The organism is Christiangramia pacifica (genome assembly GCF_057221535.1).
Genome location: NZ_CM170146.1, coordinates 2,397,529 through 2,419,928 on the forward strand (window position 1 = coordinate 2,397,529; position 22,400 = coordinate 2,419,928).

Consider the following 22,400-nt stretch of genomic DNA (forward strand, 5'->3'; position numbering starts at 1 on the left):
AATTCAAGAAATGACAAAAGTAAAAACAGGATTAGGAAGAAGATCATTTATAAAAAGCGTTGGAATTGCCAGCGGAGGTTTGATCATTGGATTTAATTGGATGGCTTGCAAGGGACCGGAAGAAGAAGGCTCTGAAGAACTCGCTATGCAAATGCCGGAAGAATGGTTTGAACTTAATGGATATTTGAAGATTGGTGATAATGGAATTGTGACGATCTATTCTCCAAATCCGGAAATTGGTCAGAATGTGAAAACTTCCATGCCTATGATCGTTGCGGAAGAACTTGACGTAGACTGGAATGATGTCATCGTGGAGCAGGCGCCTTTGAATACAGATGTGTTTACCAGGCAACTTGCAGGTGGAAGTCAGTCTATTCGCCAGGGTTGGGAATCTCTAAGAACTGCCGGCGCTACTGCCAGAAAAATGTTGTTAACTGCTGCGGCAAATCAATGGGAAGTTCCTGTTTCTGAACTTTCCGTAGAAAATGGAATGATAAAACATGAAGGCAGTGACAAGACTATTGGATATGGTGAAATAGCGAAAGCTGCGGCGGAAGTTGAGGTTCCTGAAGAAGTTGATTTAAAAGACAATGGTGATTTCAAGATCATTGGTACTTCACGTAAAAATGTTGATGCTAAAAAGATCGTAACCGGTCAGCCTTTATATGGTCTGGATACTTATAAAGAGGGGATGCTAACTGCAATGGTGGTTCAGCCTCCGGCTTTTGGAATGGAATTCAAAACCATGGATGCCGATAAAGTGAAGGAAATGCCAGGTATTGTTGATGTTTTTACCATAGATACCTATCCAGAAGATATGGAGAAGGAGTGGAGTGATGTAGGTGCATTTTCAAAACTGGTCGTGGTTGTTGGTGAATCAACTTGGCAGGTAATGCAGGCTAAAAAAGCTTTAAAAATTGAATGGGATTTAAATCCTGAATTGACCAAAGAAGTTGAAATACTCGAAAAATCTGCAGGAATGGATGATGCCAGCGGACTCGAAAGTACCAATATTCACGCTGCTTTGATGGCTGATGTTGGTTCTAAAAAATCAGAAGTTGTTCGTAAAGACGGAGATCCTGAAAAAGCCTTTAAGAATGCGGCAAAAGTTATAGAAAGATCTTATACCTGTCCTTTCCTCGCGCATAACTGCATGGAACCCATGAACTTTTTCGCAGATGTTACAGACGAAAAGGCTGAATTATACGGACCGATTCAAACGCCTGAATATGCCGAGAAAAGTATTAATAAGAGGTTAGGCCTGGAACTTGAAAATATAGATATCCAAATGACGCGTATGGGTGGTGGTTTTGGTCGCCGTTTATACGGTCATTTTCTGGTAGAAGCAGCAGTTATTTCTCAGAAAATGGGGAAACCAATAAAATTGGTTTATACTCGAGAAGATGATATGACCAATGGTGTTTATCGCCCGGCTTACCACGTGACGTATCGTGCTGCTTTAGATGGAAATAACAATTTAACTGCTTTTCACGTGAATGCAGGAGGAATTCCTGAAAGTCCGCTTTTTGCCAATCGTTTTCCAGCCGGAGCTATAGATAATTATTTAGCTGAAAGCTGGACTTTGAACTCTAATATTTCAGTAGGTGCTTTCCGGGCACCACGTTCAAACTTCATTGCCGGAGCAGAACAGTCGTTCTTAGATGAGCTGGCAGAAGAGATGGGCAAGGACCCGATTAAATTCAGATTGGAAATGCTGAAAAGAGCTAAGAATGATCCGGTAGGAGAAGAAAATGATTACGATGCGGAACGCTACGCCGGAGTTTTGGAACTGGTTCGTGATAAATCTAATTGGGAAAACGGTGGTTCTTCTTCAAGTCGTGGAGTTTCAGCTTATTATTGCCATAACTCATATGTCGCACAAATACTGGATATGTCGATCAAAGATAATGAACCTGTTATAGATAAAGTCACCTGTGCTGTTGACTGCGGAATCGTAGTGAATCCAGATGCAGCTAAAAATATGGTGGAAGGTGGAACTATCGATGGAATTGGACACGCACTTTATAGCGAAATGACTTTTGAAGAAGGGAAACCACTACAAAACAATTTTGACAAATATCGCCTGATCAGACATAAAGAAGCTCCAAAAAAGATCGATGTTCATTTTGTAGATAATGGGATAGATCCAACCGGGCTTGGAGAGCCTCCATTTCCGCCAATTCAGGGAGCACTGGCGAATGCTTTATACAAAGCTACAGGACAGCGATTTTATAAACAACCATTTATACATCAGTTAAACAATCCGGAAACCAGCGATCTTAAAACCTAATTTTTATAATGAAGGAATTAAGGATTAAATGTTGGGTGGAAGATGACGGTGAAAAGTTCTATGGTCCCGGCCCAAATCAATTGATTAAGAAAATTCAGCAGGAAGGTTCACTTTCAAAGGCAGCAACAGAAATGAATATGTCTTACAAGAAAGCCTGGGAGCTGATACAGCGATTAAATCAGCATTCGCATAAACCTTTGGTAATCCTGAAAAAAGGGGGTTCACATGGTGGAGGCGCTGAAGTTACTCCTTATGCTTTGGAAGTTGTAAAAAGCTTTGATGAATTGGAAAATCAGCTTTCAACCCTAATCGCAAAACAGGAATTACTGAAGGTCTTAAAATAGCATTAAAGGCAGGAGAATTTTCTTTTGCCTTTCATATATTTATAAACCGTTATATACATTGATACATATCGCTTCGTAAAATGGCTTTAAATAAAAAGATTTATTTGGATTATAATGCAACGACTCCTTTGGATAAGAGAGCTCTGGAAGCTATGTTGCCTTATTTTTCAGAGAAGTTTGGTAATGCTGGCAGCGATCATGTTTTTGGCTGGGATGCTGATGAAGCTGTGGAAAATGCAAGAGAGCAGGTTTCGAAATTAGTGCATTGTAAAACTTCAGAGCTGTTATTTACCTCAGGAGCTACGGAAGCGGCCAATCTTGCGATTTTTGGATTTTGTGAGAAGAAAAAAAACAAAGGAAAGCACATCATTACCTGTAAAACTGAACATAAAGCGATTCTCGATTCTATAGAGGCACTGGAAAAAAAAGGTTTTGAAGTGACCTATCTGGAGGTAGAAAGAGATGGTAATATAGATCTGAAGGAGCTGGAAAAATCGATCAAATCCAATACGATTTTGATCAGTTTGATGCTGGCTAATAATGAAACAGGTTTAATTCATCCATTAAAAGAAATAACTCAGATAGCGCATTCGAATAATGTGGCTGTCCTAAGTGATATTACCCAGGCTGTTGGAAAAATTGACGTTGATCTAGAAGAGTTGGAAATTGATATGGCTATTTTTTCTGCTCATAAATTGTATGGTCCTAAAGGTGTCGGTGCTCTTTACATCAGCAGGCAAAATCATATGGAAATGGATAAATATATGTTTGGAGGTGGCCAGGAGCAAAATTTCAGGCCTGGAACCTTAAATGTTCCTGGAATTGTAGGTTTCGGTAAAGCTGCAGAAATTTCATTTGATGAACTTGCAGCTAAATCTGGAAAAATTCTTGCGCTGAGAAATAAACTGGAAAACTCTGTTTTGAGAATGAAAAACGCACGGATAAATTGTATAAATTCTAATCGGTTGCCGAATACCACTAACATTACTTTTAAAGATATTGACGGTAGCAATCTGCTCCGAAGACTAAATAAACTGGCTATTTCGCGTGGTTCAGCCTGTTCTGCGAATACCATGAAACCTTCCCATGTTCTAAAAGCTATGGGACTAAATGACCAGGCGGCTTTATCCTCTATTAGGATAAGCCTGGGAAGAAATACCAATTCTGAAGATATAGATTTTACGGTATCAGAAATTGAAACCGCAGTTGAAGATCTCAAATTGATTCAAATATGAGAGAACTGGATGCGATAATATCATCATATGAGGCTTTAAAAGAATCTGAGACAGAGGCTGTTTTAGCTACAGTGGTTCATGTGGATGGTTCCTCATATAGAAGAGCAGGCGCCAGGATGCTGGTGGATGAGTATGGTAAAATAACCGGTGCGATTAGCGGTGGTTGCCTTGAAGGTGATGCTTTGAGAAAAGCATTACATGCCATGCATCAAAAAACAAATAAACTGGTCACCTATGACACGGCTGATGAGAATGACGCAGTGATCGGTGCTCAGTTAGGATGCAACGGAATAATTCAGGTGCTTTTTGAATACCTGGAATATTCAGATTCTGAAAATCCATGTGAGTTATTAAAATTGGCGGTTGATCGCGATGAGAAACTTGCCATAGTTATTCAGTTTAACTTAGACAAAACACTGAAACAGGCTGGAACAAAAATCGTTATAGATGATGATTTAAATCTCTTCGGAAAAATGCCAGATCCTGAAATTCTAAATGCTATAAATTCTGAATGTCAAGCTAGTTTGATGGAAAACCGTCCTCGTTTTGCAGAGTTAGAATTTGGTAACGAAAATCAGCATTTTTTTATTCAGAATTATAATCCACCGGTAAAACTGGTGATTGTAGGAGCTGGGAATGATGCCCAGATCCTTTCACAACAGGCTGAATTACTGGGTTGGAAGGTAATTATTACTGATGGTAGACCTACACATGCCAATGAGAATCGTTTTGCCAGTTCATGCCAGGTGATCGTTACCAAACCAGAAGATACTTTCAAAAATATCAGGATCGATGAGCGCAGCTGTTTTATATTGATGAGTCATAATTACAATTATGATCTTTCTGTGCTTAAATTGCTTTTTCATGAAACAGTGATTCCATACATCGGAATATTGGGGCCTTCCAAAAAATATCAACGTATGCTGGATGAACTGGTGGAAGACGGATATAAATTAAAAAATGAAATTTTGAATAAAATTCATGCTCCGGTTGGTCTGGAGATAGGTGCGGAAACTCCTGCTGAAATAGGAATATCTATTCTGGCCGAAATTCAGATGGTCATAAAAAATAAAAGTGCCCGACCCTTAAAGGAAAAGAGAACTCCTATTCATGAAAAAAGGGATAACCAGTTTAAAAGGGTGATAATGTATAACTGAATAGACTTCAGAATTACTTTATAGGAAAAATTAGAAAAAATAATTTGATCAGAAATACCAAAATAGGAGTTATAGTATTAGCAGCAGGAGCATCCAGAAGACTGGGTTTTCCCAAGCAACTGGTTGATTTTCGTGATAAGCCATTATTGCAAAGTGCTATTGATATGGTAAAAATGCTTGAATTCGATCAAAAAATTTTAGTTCTGGGTGCCAATGAAGAAAAGATTAGAAATAGTATTGATGAAAAAGATATCACGGTGATTGTAAACGAACAATGGGAAGAAGGTATGGCCTCGAGTATCAGGAAAGGGATAAGATATGCAATATCGTCTCAGCCAGACTTGGAGCATTTAATGATCCTACTTTCAGATCAACCTTTAGTTTTAAAAGTGCAGTTGGAGCGTTTGATTGAAACCCAGATCAAAAAAAAGAGCGTGGCCACTTTTTCAGAATATGATGGTGATACTGGCGTGCCTGCAATTTTTTCAAAGGATTTATTTTCTGATCTATTGAAATTAGAAGGAGACCATGGCGCTAAGAAATTAATGCATCAAGAGAATTTTAAATATGAAACAGTGAAATTCGAACCAGCTAATTTTGATGTCGATACCAGAGAGGATATAGAATTATTAAAAAATATGGAATAGTGAAACTCAAATTAAAATATTTCGGGATGGTTGCAGAAGCTGCTGGAAAGGAAGAGGAATTGCTAGAGGTTGCAGATGATCTTAAATTGAAAGATTTGAAAGAGGAGAGAGTGCAATTTTATAAAATTAAGGACCCAGATTCTGTACAACTTGCAGTGAACAAGGAATTGAATAGCAGTTCCAATTTACAAGATGGTGATGAGATCGCATTTTTACCACCATTCGCAGGAGGATGAGATACGACCGACAAATAAAATTAAGCGAAGTTGGGGCTTCAGGACAGGAAAAAATCACCCAGGCTAGCGTATTGATAGTTGGAGTTGGAGGATTAGGTTGCCCAGCCGCACAATATCTGGCAGGAGCGGGTATTGGAAGGTTAGGACTGATTGATCATGATCGTGTTTCTCTTTCAAATCTTCACAGGCAACTTTTATTTACCAGCAGTGATGTAGGAAAGCCTAAAGCCATGGTGGCTAAACAAAGGCTGGAAGATATAAATCCTGAAATTGAAATTGATGTTTTTGAAGAGCCTTTAAATATTGATAATGCCGAAAATTTGCTTCAGCTTTATGACATCGTGCTTGATGGGACCGATAATTTCGAAACGAAATACTTGATAAATGATGCCTGTATTCTTGCGAATAAGCCTTGGGTTTATGCGTCAATTTATAAGAATGAAGGTCAGCTTTCTGTATTCAATTACAAAAACGGTCCAACGTATCGCTGTCTTTTTCCTAAAACGACCAGGCAGAATGTAAGCTGCGAGGAAACTGGTGTTCTCGGAATTACCCCGGGAATTTTAGGTGTAATGCAGGCAACGGAAGTTTTGAAAATGATACTCGAGGCTGGAAAAGTTCTTTCCGGAAAATTAAAAGTTCTGAATGTGTTAGGCGGAACTGAGCAGATCTTGGATATTTCAAAAAGACAGGATGAAATTGATAAGATCAGAAATGAAGGAATCATTCCGGTGAGAATTAACTGCAAATTAAAAGATGAGAGCAAGAAGTATCTTGATATCCGGGAAATTTTTGAGCAACCAAGGCTTTCTTCAGACAATGTGCTGGAGATTCCTTTAAGTGAGCTTGAGGAAAGGTTGGATGAAATTCCGCGAGAAGAAGATATCCTGGTTTTCTGCCAGTCGGGTAAAAGAAGTAAGAAAGTAGTGAATTTATTAAAAAATGAATTCGCCTTCGATAATCTTGAAAATGTTGAAGGAGGCGTAGAAACTATAATTGATGGATAAAAAAAAGCCGAAAAAAGTATTTGTGGAGGGAGCAATTCCCCCGGAAAAAATTGCAAAATCTATTGCGAATCACCAGTCTAAAACCAATATTGGTGCGCACAGCATTTTTCTCGGGCAGATAAGAGCAGACGAGATCGATAATAAAACGGTTACAGCAATAGAATATTCAGCTTACGAAGAAATGGCGGAGAACGTTTTTCTCGAGATAAGGGAATCAGCATTTTCAAAATTTGATATGACCTGCTGCCATATTTATCACAGTCTTGGGAAAGTGAAAACAGGAGAAATCTGTTTATTTGTTTTTACTTCTTCCGCGCATAGAAAGATAGCCATAGAAGCTTGTAATTTCCTGGTTGAAGAGATAAAAGCAAAAGTGCCGGTTTTCGGTAAAGAGATCTTTGAAGATCAAACACATCAATGGAAAGTCAATAAATAGATGGTAGATATCACCCATAAAATAACGACTCTTAGAGAGGCAACTGCGCTGGCCGTCGTAAAAACAAGCAGCGAAAATACAATTAAGCAGATTCGGGAAAACTCCGTGCCTAAAGGGAATGTGTTTGAAATGGCTAAAGCAGCTGGATTGCTTGGGGTAAAGAAAACTCCAGAATTGTTACCGGATTGCCATCCACTACCCATTGAGTACACCGGAATTGATTATGAGATTAACGGACTTGAAATTAATATTTCAGTTACTGTAAAAACGATCTATAAAACAGGGGTAGAAGTGGAGGCTATGCACGGTGCAAGTATTGTGGCTCTCACCATGTACGATATGCTTAAGCCGATCGATAAAAACGTAGAGATCGGCACGATAAAACTTGGACAGAAAAAGGGAGGCAAATCTTCTTTTAAAGTTAATACGGAAGGATTAACTGCTGATGTGATTGTATGTTCAGATACAATTTCCTCCGGAAAAGGTGAAGATAAAGCAGGAAAAGTGATCGTTGAGAAATTGAATGAATTAGGTGTAAGATCTGAAATTCAGATCATTCCTGATGAAGCTAATATAATTGAATCTGTTCTTAACAAATCTAAAGCCAACATGGTGATTTATACTGGTGGAACTGGAGTTGGACCTCGGGACGTTACTCCTGAAACTTTGCAGCCATTATTGGATATTCAACTAAAGGGAGTAGAGGAGCAGATGCGAAATTATGGTCAGCAACGTATGCCCTATGCGATGCTTTCCAGATCAATTGCGGGGATAAAAGATGGAAAAGTTGTCCTGGCTATGCCGGGATCAACAAAAGGCGCTGCGGAATGCATGGATGCAATTTTCCCACACATTCTGCACGTTTTTAAAGTGATAGAAGGAAAAAGACATGATTGAAGAAAAGAAGAGGATTATAGATAATTTCGGAAGACCGCATACCTATCTCAGGATTTCCCTTACAGACAGGTGTAATCTCCGATGTTTTTATTGCATGCCGGAAGATGGGATCCAGTTGATTGATAAACCTAATGTGATGACTCTTGAGGAGATCATTTCTCTGGCGACTCAATTTCGGGATCTTGGGGTGGATACCATCAGGTTAACAGGAGGAGAGCCTTTGGTTAGGAAAAATTTTGGATTCCTGGTGGAAGAACTTGCAAAACTTGGGGTTACCCTAAAGATTACAACCAATGGGATCGTTCTGGATAAATACCTAGATCTCTTTCAGAAAATTGGTCTTAAAAAGATCAATCTAAGCTTGGATACTCTGGACAAGGCAAAATCTGTTTTTATTACCAAACGCGATTATTTTGACCGGATCATGAAAAATCTGGAAAGGGCGCTAGAAATGGATATGCAGGTGAAGCTGAACATCGTATTGATCAAAGGTGTGAATGATAAGGAGATAAATGACTTTATTCAGTTAACCAGGCATAAAAATCTTACGGTTAAATTTATCGAGTTCATGCCGTTCAAAGGGAATAAATGGGATTGGAGCAAAGGTGTTTCTGAGCAGGAAATCCTTGATATTGTTTCTGAAAAATTCGGTGAAATCGAAAAGCTGGAAAATCCAGATCACAGTACTTCTCAAAATTATAAAGTAGCGGGACATACTGGAAATTTCGCCATTGTGAGCACCATCACCAATCCTTTTTGTTCAGAATGCAACAGGATCAGGGTTACGGCAGATGGTAAAATGAAGAATTGCCTTTTTGCGAATTCTGAAACTGATCTTTTGACTCCGCTTCGAAATGGTGAAAAAATGGACGATATTATAATAAATGCCATCAAAACAAAGAAATTCTCACGAGACGGTATGGATGTCAAAATGGATCCCGAGCATTATGAAAAGAATAGGTCAATGATTTCAATAGGAGGTTAATGGTTACAATTGAAGAAGCTTTAAAGATCATTCAGGATCAGGAATTCGAGATGAAAACAGAGAGCAGGAAGCTTGAAAAATGTCTAGGTTATGCTCTGTCTGAAAACATCATTGCACCTTTTGATATGCCGTCTTTTGACAATTCTGCAATGGATGGTTATGCGCTCGGCGGAATTTCTTTAGAATATAAAATTATAGGCGAGATCGCAGCAGGTGATCAAAGTGATTTAAAACTGAAAGAAAATGAGGCGGTAAGAATTTTTACCGGAGCCAAAATTCCTGAAGGGACTGCGGCAGTGATGATGCAGGAGAAAACCAGGACAGAAGGTGATGTACTTTTTCTAGAGCAGAAGCCTAAACCGGGACAGAGCATTCGAAAACGAGGTGGCGAATTGAGAAAAGGCCAGATAGTTTTTGAAAAAAATCACATGGTTTCCCCAGCAGGAATTGGGATGCTGGGTGCCCTTGGATTAAATGAAATTAAGGTTTTTTCTAAGCCAAAAATTAACCTGATCACTACTGGAAGTGAACTCGTTGAACCCGGGCAGTCTAAAAATGAAGGTCAGATATATGAATCCAATTCTTATGCTCTGGCTGCTGCTGCAAAGGATCAGGGTTTTAATATTTCTGATAAACTACGGATCAGTGATGATTTTAAGGCCATCAAGAATGCAATTAAAAATTTCCTGGAAAAATCAGATGTTTTAATCCTTTCTGGGGGTATTTCGGTGGGAGATTATGATTTTGTAAAGCAGTCTCTGGAAGATAATGGGGTAGAGGAGTTATTCTATAAAGTTTTTCAGAAACCAGGAAAACCGCTGTATTTTGGTAGAAAGAATGAAAAATTTGTTTTTGCTTTACCCGGAAATCCGGCTTCATCTTTAAGCTGTTTTTATATATATGTTTTACCACTACTATATAAACTATGCGGTGCAGAGCAGAAAGGATTGAGAACTCATCAATTTGCTGTCACCCAAGATTATGAGAACAAGTCTGATCGCCCTTCATTTTTGAAAGCGAAAGTTAAGAATAATGAAGTTGAAATTTTAGACGGCCAGGGATCTTCCATGATCCAATCCATGGCTACAGGAAATGCGCTTGCATTTATTGATGCTGAGACTTTTCTGAAAAAAGGAGAGAATATTCAATGTTATCTTATTTCCTGAAATGCCATTAGAATACCTGCCATTCATTTTTTTCTTTATAGCGCTTTTTTATAGTTCTGTAGGATTTGGTGGAGGTTCAAGCTACCTGGCGATTCTAAGCCTGGTACTCACAGATTTTTATGAAATTCGCTCTACAGCATTGGTTTTAAATATTTGTGTAGTGACCATAGGAACCATTTTATTCATAAAAAATGGGGTGTTGAAACCTAAGATCATCTGGCCATTTTTTGTGCTTAGTATTCCCATGGCATACCTGGGAGCAATGGTTAAGCTTTCGCAAACCGTATTTTTTTTAATCCTTGGCGGAGCCTTAATTCTTGCCGGCGTATTCATGATTCTGAAATTTGTAAGTTCAAAATTAGAATCTCAAGAATTTTCTAATCCGAAAAAATTCATTTTGGGAGGAAGTATCGGGTTACTTTCAGGAATTTCAGGAATAGGAGGAGGGATATTTTTGTCGCCGGTCTTAAATCTTTTGAAATGGAAAGATCCAAGGACCATCGCTTCACTGGCTTCGGTATTTATACTCGTTAATTCTATCGCCGGACTAATAGGATTGAACGTTGCCGGAACTTTTCAATTAGATCAAAATCTCGTTCTTAAGCTTGTAATTGCAGTAGTTCTAGGCGGTAGTCTAGGTTCGTATCTTTCAAATAAAAAATTCAATCTCAAATTCCTGGGAATATTAACTGCTATACTGGTATTTTATGTTGGGATGAGAGTAATCCTGCAGTATGAATTTAAAATAAACATATGAATTCAATCAGATTATGGAATTGTTTGAAATTGAGTAAATTCAGCTACCAATTTCAGAATTATGAAAAACTTCTTTTTAGCGATATTGCTCGTTTGCTTTTCTGTAGTGAATGCTCAATCAACTTCAGAAATCAATGCAATTGAAAATGGACTGCTTCCCGCAGTAATGATCAAGGGAGATTCTATCACAAAATATAATATTCAGCAGCGAATGGAATATTATAATGTTCCAGGTGCAAGTATTGCGATTGTCAGAGATGGGAAGCTCTGGTTCGCTAAGGGTTATGGCATTGCAAATACCGATACCGGTGAAAAGGTGGATGTTAATACAATTTTTCAGGCAGCTTCGATCAGCAAACCAGTTTCAGCCTTAGGAGTTTTGAAATTAGTGGAAAATGGAACAGTAGATTTAAATTCAAATGTAAACACGTATTTGTCCGATTGGAAGGTTCCGGAGAATCTATATACTGAGGATGAAAAGGTTAGTTTAGAAAAACTGCTTACTCATACGGCAAGTGTTACTGTACATGGTTTTCCAGGATATAAAAAAACGGATACTTTTCCTACAACTAAACAGGTTTTAAATGGAGAAGGTAATACCCCTAAAGTCGAATTATTTATAAAACCTGGGACAATGTGGAAATATTCCGGCGGTGGATATACGGTGCTGCAGAAAGTTGTAGAAGATGTTACAGGTTTGCCATTTGAGGAGTATATGGACAATAATATTCTTGAGCCCTTAAGAATGTCCCGAAGCACCTTTCAGCAACCAATTGATACTTCGAAATTCAAAAATATCAGTGCCGCTTATGACGGCCAGGGTAATATCGTAGAAGGTTGGTGGCATAATTACCCTGAAAAAGCCGCTGCTGGTTTATGGACTACGCCTTCAGATCTCGCCAAATATTGTATAGAAATTCAGCAGATAGCAACAGGTAAAGAAGATGGTTTGCTTAAAAGGGAAACTATTGATCAAATGCTAACTAAACATCAGGGCGATTGGGGGCTTGGACCACAGCTGCAAGGAGAGGGAGATTCATTGATTTTTAGGCATAATGGTAAGAATAAAGGTTTTACGAATGATATGCAAGCATTTGTACATACTGGTAATGCGATCATTCTAATGACTAATGCTGATAATGGCGGAAAACTGAATGCTGAAATCATACGTGGAGTTTCTGATCTTCTAAACTGGAATTTGATGAGACAGCAGGAAATTGAAGTAGTGGAAATGCCGACTGAATATTTAAAAGTTTTTAATGGTAGATATAAATTGAATTACCAGGTTCCTGGTATTGGAGACTACAAAGTTGAAATGAGTATAGAAGATGATCATGTAAAAGTTTACGACCCAAACAACGGCGAGATCAATATTCTAAAGCCTATTTCAGAAACAAAATTCGTAGATATTAATTCGGGATCTGAATTTAAATTTAGCGATGAAAATGAACCACTTATGATGACCGTAAATGGTTCTTATAAATTTCTGAAAATTGAAGACTAAGTTATTTCATAAAAAATGGCAGATCAGATTGCATTTCTGATCTGCCATTTATTTAGTATACTAACCAAATTTAGATCTGCTCAACAAAGTCAGCGAAAACCTCTTTATGCATCTCAAGGTCAAGATCCGGAGATATTGAAACCCGGGCGATATAATCTTTATCATCCTCTTTGGTAGTTCCCTGTGTACTAGTTGCAGGAATTGTCCAGTAACAACCTTTCAACTGGCCATAGCTCACGCAATACTTACTTTCATTCGGAATGCGGGTGATCATCATATTGATGAGCTTGTGATTCAATTTACGTTTGTAGGTTTCTCTTTCTTCTGGAGTATTTCCTTTAGTAGGTAAGTCTAAAGAAAATACCGATGGAGTAAAACCTTCTTCGGCTAGTTTTTCAGAAACAAAATTGATCTTCGCCTCAGGTAGCGTATTTTCTATAAAGCTAACAAATTCACGAGTATTCTTATAAGCTTCTTTAATTCTCTCATTCATTGAAGGCAGCTGCTCTGCCAGTATTTCAACTTGCAAAGCTGTTGCTTCATTATCACAAAGTCTCAGGTGTTTTTCTATGTTGTTTAATAGTTTATCAGCCTTCTGATTCGCCACGCAGTAACCGGCTGTACACCTTCCGCCGCTAGGGAATTTAGAACCACTCACATAGGAAATTGTTCTGATAGAAGAAAGAATTCCATCTTCACCACAAAATTGAACATTCGGGCAAAAGGTCTGATCCAAAATAAAAACAGGATCAATGGCATCACCCCCAGATTTTGTCTTACGTGACTTGCTTAAAACCTCTCTCAATTTTTCAAGATCAGGAACTTCAACCCGTGGGTTTGTAGGGATCTCTGCGATTATATATGGAATTGCATCTAACTGAGCGACCTGTTCCAGAACTTTATCAGTGCTGCGAACCATATCATTATTACCATCAACGGGTAGATCAAGGATTTCGACATTCTTGATACTCGCCGCTACTCGTCTTGCCTGGTCATTGGTGCCACCGTAACAATTGGGTGGAACAATGATCTTAATGTTTTTTCCAGTATGATTTTGCATGGCTTCCTCGATAAGCCCCATCATGATGCCGTATTGAACTGATAATCCACATGAACCCAGCAACACTTGAGAAGAAGTGGCTGTTATTTCCTGAACTAATTCTGTTACTTTAATTTTATCAAAATTCTGTTCGCTTTTTTTATTACTATCTGACTTTCCAGTCAATTCCTGAAGGAGTTCGTTACAATCTGCCGGGGTCATCGCAATGCTTTCTCTTCTTCTTACGTGCTGGATCTCTGAAATGTAATTCTTGTTGTTATCTCCATTAACAATAATTATACTCCCTAAATCTTTCTGAAGACTTATAAAAAAGTCAATATTCTGGCTTAATTCAAGATTCAGAAGATCATCTTCCTGTGAAATTAAAACAGTACTTCCGGCAAAATTTGGAGCAGATTCATTTTTTCCGATCTGGACCAGTTCAAATTTATAATCATAAACTTCCTTTAAAGCAACAAAATCGAAACAATCAGGTAATTTCCCTTTATATACGATCTGTGTATTTATGGATTGAAATTTGTTTTTACGAAGCACCGCCTGCAAGGGCATAGTTCGCGAAGAAAAACTGGTAACTTGATCAGCTTTCAATTCATTCGATTTCGCTATTCCCCATTCCAGAATGCTGGATAAAGGATGTCCTAAACGTATATAATCGTAAGCGGTAGGTAATTCACTTAAGGCAGATCTATCCGAAACCTCCCGGGTATATAATTCATCTAATTGATCCAGAAATTCGGTTTTCGCCTTTTCTTCGTTGTAAATATCAAGTCTGTGTGTAGTAAGCATTAGCCAGTTTTCAGGCATATTAGCTAAAACGTCCTTTATATATGTTGAGATTTTAGAGTTCTTCATTAGCTATTTTTTTGATAGCCGGGAATATAAGGAATTGGGAAATTTTAGAAAGGAAAACCAATCGATTTCTTATGAATTAATAATAGTAATTGTATAGCTTTTGTCGATCAAATTAGAATGAAAGACTGCATTTTAATTCTATTCGGAAAAATCTATATAAATGACTTCAGATTATTGGAATTGAACGATTGCTGAATTTGATTGATAATTAATGCTTTTATCTGGTAAATTCCCGATGACCGGTAATTTGTCAAAGTAGTAATTCCATCGCTAACATTCCTTTTTTAAAATTTTAAACAATTCAATACTAAATGATACCCGTTTGAAATTTGAAATTATTTCAAAATCCAGACTTAGCCAATTCTAATTATATATCGAGCTTCTCAGGTAAACTCTGTGTTAACAATCCTTAATTTTTTCGGTCTGTAGGGCTCAATTAAGCAGAATCCTTAATGTATAGGTGTAATTGTCAAATATTCATCTATGATATTAAAATAACATCATAAGTAGCAATTACTCAATAATCATACCCTCAAAATGTTAAATTTGCATTTTTTTGGGCTAAATCTAAATAATTGCTTTGATTAACTAAATCGTTTTAGTAAGTTTATCGAGTATTAACAAAGTGTTAATCTTAAATTCAAAATTAACATTGAATGGATAACGTACAACTAACTAAAAATTTTGAGAAACAAGAAGTTTCTTATCCTTTAGAAAGGAATAGAGGAAATGTTCTGGCTACTAAGTATCTTATTTTGCTTTGTAGTTTATTCATGTTTGCTGGCCATGCTTTCGCCTTCCAGCAAACCGGAAAGACGATTACGGGAACGGTTACTGATGATCAGGGAATACCGCTTCCTGGAGTGAATGTAATGCAAGAGGGAAGCAGTACAGGAACTCAAACAGACTTTGATGGTAATTATTCTATTAATTTAACTAAGGATGATGCCGTGCTAATTTTTTCATTTATCGGACTTCAAACGATTGAGAGAGCAGTTGGAAGTGAATCGGTCATCGATGTTACCATGCAAAATGATACGGAAGCGCTGGACGAGGTCGTGGTCGTTGGATATGGTACTCAAAGTAGAAGTAGAGTGGCATCTGCAGTAGATCAAGTAGGGCAGGAAGACCTGGAAGGTAGGCCTAACACCAATGTAACTCAGGCGCTTCAGGGGAAATCTCCCAGTTTAGTGATACAGCAAAGAAACTCTGAGCCTGGTGCTCCAATCAACCTGAATGTTCGAGGTATTAGTACTTTGGGAGACAATAGTCCTTTGGTAGTAATTGACGGAATTGTTGGTGGAGATATCAATACACTGAATCCTGCAGATATTGAAAGTATATCCGTTTTAAAAGATGCGGGTAGTGCGGCTATTTATGGTTCCAGGGCAAGTAATGGAGTTGTTTTAATCACAACTAAGAAGGGTAAAAAGAATCAGGCCTTAACCGTTACATATAGTGGGTTAGCGGGTTTCAATACACCACATTTTTTTAATGAGCCAGTTCCCGGTTACGTGAATGCCATGCTAAGAAACGAAGCGGCGTTTAATTCAAATGAAAGTGCTGCCGTATTTACAGCCGAGGAGATTCGTCAAATAAGAGAGAATGGTGATGAAGAGTGGTTCGCAGATGAAATTACTAAAGATGCTTTGCAATTAAATCAGAATATTTCAGTTTCAGGAGGAAGCGAGACATCGAGTTATCTTGTATCCGTAGGATATTTAGATCAGCAGAGCAACTTTGTGGGACCTGATAAAGGTTTAAAAAGATATAATTATCGAATCAACCTGGTAAACGAGTATGGTGATTTTAAATTGACTTCCACCTTAGCGTATACCAAGCAAAAGATTAAAGATCACTCATCTTCTACGGGTACATTATTCGCAGATGCTAATCGTGTTCCTCTATATTACAGACAGAGGGATTCATTGGGACGATTCGTAACCAATGATGTATTGCAGCAGTTCAATTCCCTTGGAATTTTAGAGCAAGGAGGTTTTAGAGAATATGATAATGATGATGTTTTCGGAAATCTTACTGCAGAACTGAAGATTACCGATAATTTAAAAATTCGCGGTGTATTCGGAGGACGCTTATGGCAGAACAGTCTGTATTCAAGAACAAAACGTGTAGACTTTTATCCTCAGGGAGTTTATGGAGAAGATCGCAATACCAGGGATGAGAATAGAAAAAGTCTGGATCTGAATACCCAGTTGATTGCGGAGTATTCGAATACCTTTAATAAAATTCATGATCTAACGGTGCTTCTTGGTGGTTCTAACGAAAACCATGAAGACAGAGGTTCAGGTATATTTAAAAGATATACTGATCCTGATTTAGGAACTCCGGTTACAGATACTGAAATAGAAGATGCTTCCTATAATTCAAACCAAAGTTCTTCAGAGAATAGTCTTTATTCGCTATTTGGTAGAGCTTCTTATGCTTTTGCTGATAAATATATAGCTGAATTCAGCTTTAGATATGACGGTTCATCAAAATTTCGTGAAGATCTAAGATGGGGATTCTTCCCTTCAGTTTTAGCAGCTTATCGTTTGACTGAAGAGAATTTCATGCAGAATTATCAGGAAAATGTGGGAAATATCAAGCTTCGAGCCTCTTATGGTGTTTTAGGGAACCAAAACGTTGGTAACTATCAATATCAAACAACCTACTTTACTTTTCAGAATGCTTATGGATTTAATAACAATGGTGTAGGCGGAACGGGCTACAATTTTGCAAATCCTGATATCCAATGGGAGAGAGCAGCGACATTTAATATTGGAGCAGACCTGGATTTCTTTGATAATTCTTTGAGTATCCAAATGGATTACTTTAATAAAGTTACCTCAGATATTCTTGTTCCACCAGAAGTTCCCGGTGTATATGGTACCGGTTTGCCAGATTTCAATGCTGGAAAAGTTGGTAGTCAGGGTTGGGAGATCAGTGCAACTTATCGTCACAGTGGAGAGATTTTTAATCATATGGTTTCTTTAAATGTTGGAGATAGTTGGAATGAAGTGCTAGATTTTCAGGGGGACGAAAGACTTACTGGAGTGGAAGAACTTCAAACACTTCTTAGAGAAGGACAGCCATATAATTCTTATGTAGGATTAAAAAGAGATGGATATTTTCAAAATTTAGAAGAAATCGAAGCGGGACCTGTTCCTGAAGGGTTGAATGTAGTTCCTGGAGATAACCGTTATGTTGATATTAATGGTGATGGAATTATAAATGATGATGATAAAGTGATCTTCGGAAACCCTTTCCCAAGATATAATTTCGGATTCACTTATAATCTAGGATACAAAAACTTCGATTTGAGCATGTTCATCCAGGGGGTAGGAAAGCGTACGATGATGATAAGAGGGGAATTGGTTGAACCATTCCATTTCAATTACGGGAATGCTATTTATGAACATATGCTGGATTACTGGACACCACAGAATCCTGATGCTAGATATCCTCGTTTGGCTAATAGTGGTAGTCAGTCTAACACCAATAACTGGAGGAGAGGATCTGATTTGTATCTATATGATGGAGCGTACGCCCGTTTGAAAAACTTGCAAATAGGCTATTCTCTACCTAAAGACTTTGCTAATAGAATCGGGTTGAAAAGCTACCGAATGTATGTTTCTGGCCAGAACCTGTTCACTTTATCAAAAGTTGACTTTGTTGATCCTGAACTATCAGAATTTGATAGTAACCTTACTTCGGCCGGTGCAAACAGTGCCAGGGCTTACCCTACGATGGTTTATTACGGTGTAGGTGTAGATATCAGTTTCTAAAAAAAATAATTATGATCAGAAAGAATATAAAAATATTAATGGGTGTATTTGTGCTAACAATTACATTTTCAGGCTGTAAAAAGCTGGAGTTAACTCCAGAAAATTCTTTTACAGACCTTAATTACTGGACAAGCCAGGATAAGGCTCAAAGTGTCTTGAACACTGCTTATGGCCAAATGTTCTCTAGTACTTATTTCTTTTACAATGAGGCTACATCAGATAACGCATACAACGGCCGTGGGGATATAGCTGGATCTGCTTCCATAGCTGCCGGAATATATGACCCTTCGTTGTTACGTTTGAGAAATGAGTGGAACAATCGATATGCAGGGATAAAAACCACCAATTTATTACTTGAAAATATAGATAGAGTGCCAGATATCTCTGATGAAGTTAGAAATAGAATGATCGCGGAGGCAAGATTCTTAAGAGCCTGGCAACATTTTCAATTGATGACCTGGTTTGGGGATATTCCATTAGCAGATCATGATCTTTCTCTGGAAGAAGCTCAGAATATCTCAAGAACCCCAAGGGAAGAGGTGCTTCAGTTTATTCTAACCGAGCTTGAGGAAGCTTCTGAAGATCTTCCAACTAATACAGAGCAGGAAATTTCTAATAGAGGGAAGATCACTAAAGGTGCTGCCATTGCTCTAAAAGCCAGAGCTTATTTGTATGAAAATGACTGGCAGAATGTGGTAACCGAAACGGAGCGTATTATTAATGGCTCTGTAGGAAGCTATGGGTTATTTGACTCGTATGAAGGTTTATTTCTTCCTGAAAATCAATACAGCCAGGAATCCATACTAAGCTTACAATATGTTCCTGAATTAAGAACCTGGGGAGAATTTTTTGATATGGCCCCATTATCGGCCGGAGCAAGGCTAAATGCCTTAGCTGCTACCCAGGAACTAGTAGATAGTTACCTTACTATAAATGGAAAACCTATTGATGCTCCAGATTCTAATTATGATGAATCTAATCCTTATGAAAACAGGGATCCACGCTTAACAAATACCATTGTATATCATAATTATGAATGGGAAGAGGCAGATGGAGGAAGTCATATTATTTATATCGAGCCAGGATCAGATCCCGATGAGCCAATAGATGAATATGCTCCAGGTTCTTCAACGACTTCAACAGGTTATTATACAAGAAAGTATTTCGACCCTGAACACCAATCAGGGCTTGCGTCCGGTCTTAATCTAATGCTTATTAGATATGCAGATGTACTCTTGATGTATGCCGAAGCTAAAAATGAACTGGGTGATTTTGATGAGGCAACCTGGAATCAAACTATCGGAGCTTTGAGAGATAGGGCAGGATTCACAGATGCTCAGGCTCTAAATTTTGATTCTTCACTAAATCAGGCCGGCTATAGGTCTGTAATAAGAAATGAAAGAAGAGTTGAACTTGCCATGGAAGGACTTCGAATATTTGATATTAGAAGGTGGAGAACTGCAGAGGACGTATTGAACGGTTGGGCTCATGGTGCTCAATTTGGTCCGGCTACAATTGATGATGGATATATAAGGGTGAACTTAAGAACTTTTGACCCAAGCAAACATTATTTATGGCCAATTCCAAGGGATGAAAGATTAATCAATCCCAACCTGACGCAAAATCCGGGTTGGTAACTAATAATATTCAATAACTAATAAATATAACGAGATGAAAAATATTCTAAATTTTATCGTTTTTTTCATGGCTGCCATCGTACTGGTAGGCTGTGATTCTGATGATGATTCACTGGATCATACTGCGGTTTCTACCGTTAATGCACTATATAGTCCGCAGGATAACGCATACTTCAATTTAGGCGCCCAGAGTTCAGCTAATTTTGAATGGGAAGCTGCTAAAGCTGAAGATAATGGTGTTGTTCTATATGATGTGGCATTTTTTGAAGAAGGGAGCGATCTTTCAGAGCCTTTATATGTAATGGCTTCTGACGGAAATGGTTTACAAAGAACACTTACTTTGCCATTTGCTCAATTAAACAGGATCGCTATTATGGCTGGTATACAGCCGGAATCTACGGGCACTCTGCAATGGACAGTTTGGTCTTCTAAAGGTATCAATGTTCAAAAGTCTGACATTTATAGAACTATAGAAGTGGAAAGACCAGGCGGATTCCCTACTCCAGATGAACTGTATATCACCGGTTCTGCTACAGAAGCCGGAGAAGATCTAGGTTCAGCTTTATCTTTTAAAAAGACTGGAGCAGAAACTTATGAAATTTACACAATGCTTTCAGCCGGAGATTATCAGTTTCTAACCAGAAATTCCGGAGATCCAGAAACCTATTATGTAGATGGTAGTGACCTCAAAGCTGATGGTGCAACCACTTTTTCTGGAACTGAAGGTGTTTATAGAATTCGCGTTGATTTTAGCGATGGTTCGGTTAGTATGACCATGGTCGAGAAGGTAGAACTTTACTTTTCTCCGAATGATGAATACCTTTTTGAATTGCCGTACAATGGAAATGGAACCTGGCTGGCTGAAGAGCAATTTATAGAGTTTAGACAGGAAAGTTGGGGTAGAGATGAAAGATATAAATTCAAATTTACAACATCAGATGGTGAAGAATGGTTTGGTAGTGTAAATGCAGACAACCAAAGACCAAATGCCGATACCTCAGATGCTTATTGGAATATGGTGCCTGTTTCAAATGACAGATGGGCCAATACTTTCAAATTCGCTACAGAAGTAGATGAAAGCACGAATAACGTTGAAGTTATTTTTAACTCTACGGTGCCGGAATATACTCATGTTATTTCTGTTATTGATTAGCTGTGTTTTATAGGCTGTCCTCTGTGAGGATAGCCTATTTATTAAAATGAAAAATTATGATTAATAGAATTAGAAGTTTAACAGTTTTATCCATTTTTGGATTACTTATATTTTCTTCATGCTCAAATGATGACTGGGAACCATTAAATCCTCCGCAAGGTAATGGCGGTAATGGTGGGCCAGAAGCCTTTGAATATACCTGGGCGGCTACTGCAGACTCATTGCAGGAATCGCTTCAGAATAATTATCTGGGTTCTAACAATACCTATATTCAGGATAATGCAGGAAATTCAAGATTCAATTACTGGCCGAATGCCCATGTGTTGCATGTACTTATAGATGCTTATAATAGAACGGGAGAAGATTCGTATAAACAAAGAGCATTGGCTCTCCTTAGAGGAATCGAAATCGAAAATGGGGGGGATTATAATAATGTTTTTAACGATGATATGCTCTGGCTCGGTAATGCAGCTATGAGAGCGTACAACGCTACAAACGAACAGGAATATAAGGACGTTGCCGAATATCTCTGGGAGATTATTAAAACCAGTTGGAGTGATGATGTATTTGGCGGCGGAATTACATGGAAACAGGATACTCCTTTCCAGAAAAATTCAGTTTCCAACGGGCCTGCAGCTGTTCTTGCCATGAGATTATATGAAGTTGATAATGATGAGGATGATCTGGAATGGGCTAAGAAAATATATGAATGGCAAAAGAATACCCTCGTAGATCCACAAACTGGACTAGTATGGGATAATATTTCTATTCAGAATGGTGAAGAAGTAACTAACCGGGATTGGGTTTTTACCTATAATGCAGGTACGTTTATTGGTGCCGGACTAAAATTATATCAGGCTACAGGTGAAACGCAATACCTGGAAGATGCTGTAAAAACCGCAAAATCTACAATTACCAGCCCGAGACTTACAACTAATGGGATTCTTCGTGATGAGGGCCAGGGAGATGGAGGTCTGTTTAAAGGTATTTTGGTAAGGTACTTTACCCAACTAATCATGGAGCCTGCTATAAGCGATGCAGACCGCGAGGACTTTGTAGATTTTATGGAATATAACGCTAAAACCTTTTACGATAATGCTATCAGCAGACCGTCAATGTTTGTAAGCCCGAACTGGGCACAAGCTCCCGGGAGTACAACAGACCTTACTACTCAACTGAGTGGTATAATGTTGATGGAAGCAGCTGCATTGCTTGACGAAGAAGGTTATTTCGATTAAGATAGGTTGTTTTGG

General features: G+C 38.2%; 18 protein-coding genes. 17 read left to right on the plus strand and 1 reads right to left on the minus strand.

What is annotated here, in order from left to right; all coding sequences use genetic code 11:
• The first annotated feature begins 10 nt into the window (after positions 1-10).
• From AC2S94_RS11020 to AC2S94_RS11080, 13 genes are all read left to right on the plus strand, one after another.
• On the plus strand, positions 11-2,290 hold the full coding sequence (locus tag AC2S94_RS11020) for a xanthine dehydrogenase family protein molybdopterin-binding subunit (protein ID WP_484628660.1): 2,280 nt from the start codon (positions 11-13) through the stop codon (positions 2,288-2,290).
• 8 nt (positions 2,291-2,298) lie between these two features.
• On the plus strand, positions 2,299-2,634 hold the full coding sequence (locus tag AC2S94_RS11025) for a winged helix-turn-helix domain-containing protein (protein ID WP_484628661.1): 336 nt from the start codon (positions 2,299-2,301) through the stop codon (positions 2,632-2,634).
• A 104-nt stretch (positions 2,635-2,738) separates the two neighbouring features.
• Entirely contained in the window at positions 2,739-3,869 is a 1,131-nt protein-coding gene (locus AC2S94_RS11030; protein WP_484628662.1) for a cysteine desulfurase family protein, read from the plus strand.
• Complete coding sequence (locus tag AC2S94_RS11035; RefSeq protein WP_484628663.1) at positions 3,866-5,026, plus strand: XdhC family protein; 1,161 nt, start codon at positions 3,866-3,868, stop codon at positions 5,024-5,026. The genes AC2S94_RS11030 and AC2S94_RS11035 overlap by 4 nt, the downstream gene beginning before the upstream one ends.
• 44 nt (positions 5,027-5,070) lie before the next feature.
• On the plus strand, positions 5,071-5,673 hold the full coding sequence (locus tag AC2S94_RS11040) for a nucleotidyltransferase family protein (RefSeq protein WP_484628664.1): 603 nt from the start codon (positions 5,071-5,073) through the stop codon (positions 5,671-5,673).
• Complete coding sequence (locus AC2S94_RS11045; RefSeq protein WP_484628665.1) at positions 5,673-5,909, plus strand: MoaD/ThiS family protein; 237 nt, start codon at positions 5,673-5,675, stop codon at positions 5,907-5,909. The genes AC2S94_RS11040 and AC2S94_RS11045 overlap by 1 nt, the downstream gene beginning before the upstream one ends.
• A complete protein-coding gene (locus tag AC2S94_RS11050; RefSeq protein ID WP_484628666.1) occupies positions 5,906-6,916 on the plus strand; it encodes a ThiF family adenylyltransferase in 1,011 nt (336 codons plus the stop codon). The genes AC2S94_RS11045 and AC2S94_RS11050 overlap by 4 nt, the downstream gene beginning before the upstream one ends.
• Positions 6,909-7,352: a molybdenum cofactor biosynthesis protein MoaE gene (locus tag AC2S94_RS11055; RefSeq protein WP_484628667.1), complete on the plus strand. Its 444-nt coding sequence runs from the start codon at positions 6,909-6,911 to the stop codon at positions 7,350-7,352. Before AC2S94_RS11050 ends, AC2S94_RS11055 begins: the two co-directional genes overlap by 8 nt.
• Entirely contained in the window at positions 7,353-8,249 is an 897-nt protein-coding gene (gene moaCB, locus AC2S94_RS11060; protein WP_484628668.1) for a bifunctional molybdenum cofactor biosynthesis protein MoaC/MoaB, read from the plus strand.
• A complete protein-coding gene (gene moaA / locus AC2S94_RS11065; protein WP_484628669.1) occupies positions 8,242-9,234 on the plus strand; it encodes a GTP 3',8-cyclase MoaA in 993 nt (330 codons plus the stop codon). Before moaCB ends, moaA begins: the two co-directional genes overlap by 8 nt.
• Positions 9,234-10,400 (plus strand): molybdopterin molybdotransferase MoeA, encoded by a 1,167-nt coding sequence (locus AC2S94_RS11070; protein WP_484628670.1) that lies wholly within the window; start codon positions 9,234-9,236, stop codon positions 10,398-10,400. The genes moaA and AC2S94_RS11070 overlap by 1 nt, the downstream gene beginning before the upstream one ends.
• A gap of 1 nt (position 10,401) precedes the next feature.
• Positions 10,402-11,157 carry a TSUP family transporter gene (locus AC2S94_RS11075; RefSeq protein WP_484628671.1) on the plus strand — a complete coding sequence of 252 codons (756 nt, stop codon included), beginning with the start codon at positions 10,402-10,404 and terminating at the stop codon, positions 11,155-11,157.
• Positions 11,158-11,217: 60 nt separating this feature from the next.
• Positions 11,218-12,660, plus strand: a complete 1,443-nt coding sequence (locus AC2S94_RS11080) for a serine hydrolase domain-containing protein (RefSeq protein ID WP_484628672.1) — start codon at positions 11,218-11,220, stop codon at positions 12,658-12,660.
• Positions 12,661-12,730: 70 nt separating this feature from the next.
• Here the strand turns inward: AC2S94_RS11080 and AC2S94_RS11085 are convergent, their stop codons facing one another.
• A complete protein-coding gene (locus tag AC2S94_RS11085; protein WP_484628673.1) occupies positions 12,731-14,572 on the minus strand; it encodes a PLP-dependent aminotransferase family protein in 1,842 nt (613 codons plus the stop codon).
• Positions 14,573-15,228: 656 nt separating this feature from the next.
• Here AC2S94_RS11085 and AC2S94_RS11090 point away from each other — a divergent pair.
• Genes AC2S94_RS11090 through AC2S94_RS11105 form a run of 4 tightly spaced genes read left to right on the plus strand, consistent with a single transcriptional unit; the run spans position 15,229 to position 22,385 of the window.
• Complete coding sequence (locus AC2S94_RS11090) at positions 15,229-18,357, plus strand: SusC/RagA family TonB-linked outer membrane protein (RefSeq protein ID WP_484628674.1); 3,129 nt, start codon at positions 15,229-15,231, stop codon at positions 18,355-18,357.
• Positions 18,358-18,368: 11 nt separating this feature from the next.
• Complete coding sequence (locus AC2S94_RS11095; protein WP_484628675.1) at positions 18,369-19,994, plus strand: RagB/SusD family nutrient uptake outer membrane protein; 1,626 nt, start codon at positions 18,369-18,371, stop codon at positions 19,992-19,994.
• Positions 19,995-20,028: 34 nt separating this feature from the next.
• Positions 20,029-21,147: a SusE domain-containing protein gene (locus AC2S94_RS11100; protein WP_484628676.1), complete on the plus strand. Its 1,119-nt coding sequence runs from the start codon at positions 20,029-20,031 to the stop codon at positions 21,145-21,147.
• Positions 21,148-21,203: 56 nt separating this feature from the next.
• Entirely contained in the window at positions 21,204-22,385 is a 1,182-nt protein-coding gene (locus tag AC2S94_RS11105; protein ID WP_484628677.1) for a glycoside hydrolase family 76 protein, read from the plus strand.
• Positions 22,386-22,400: the final 15 nt, after the last annotated feature.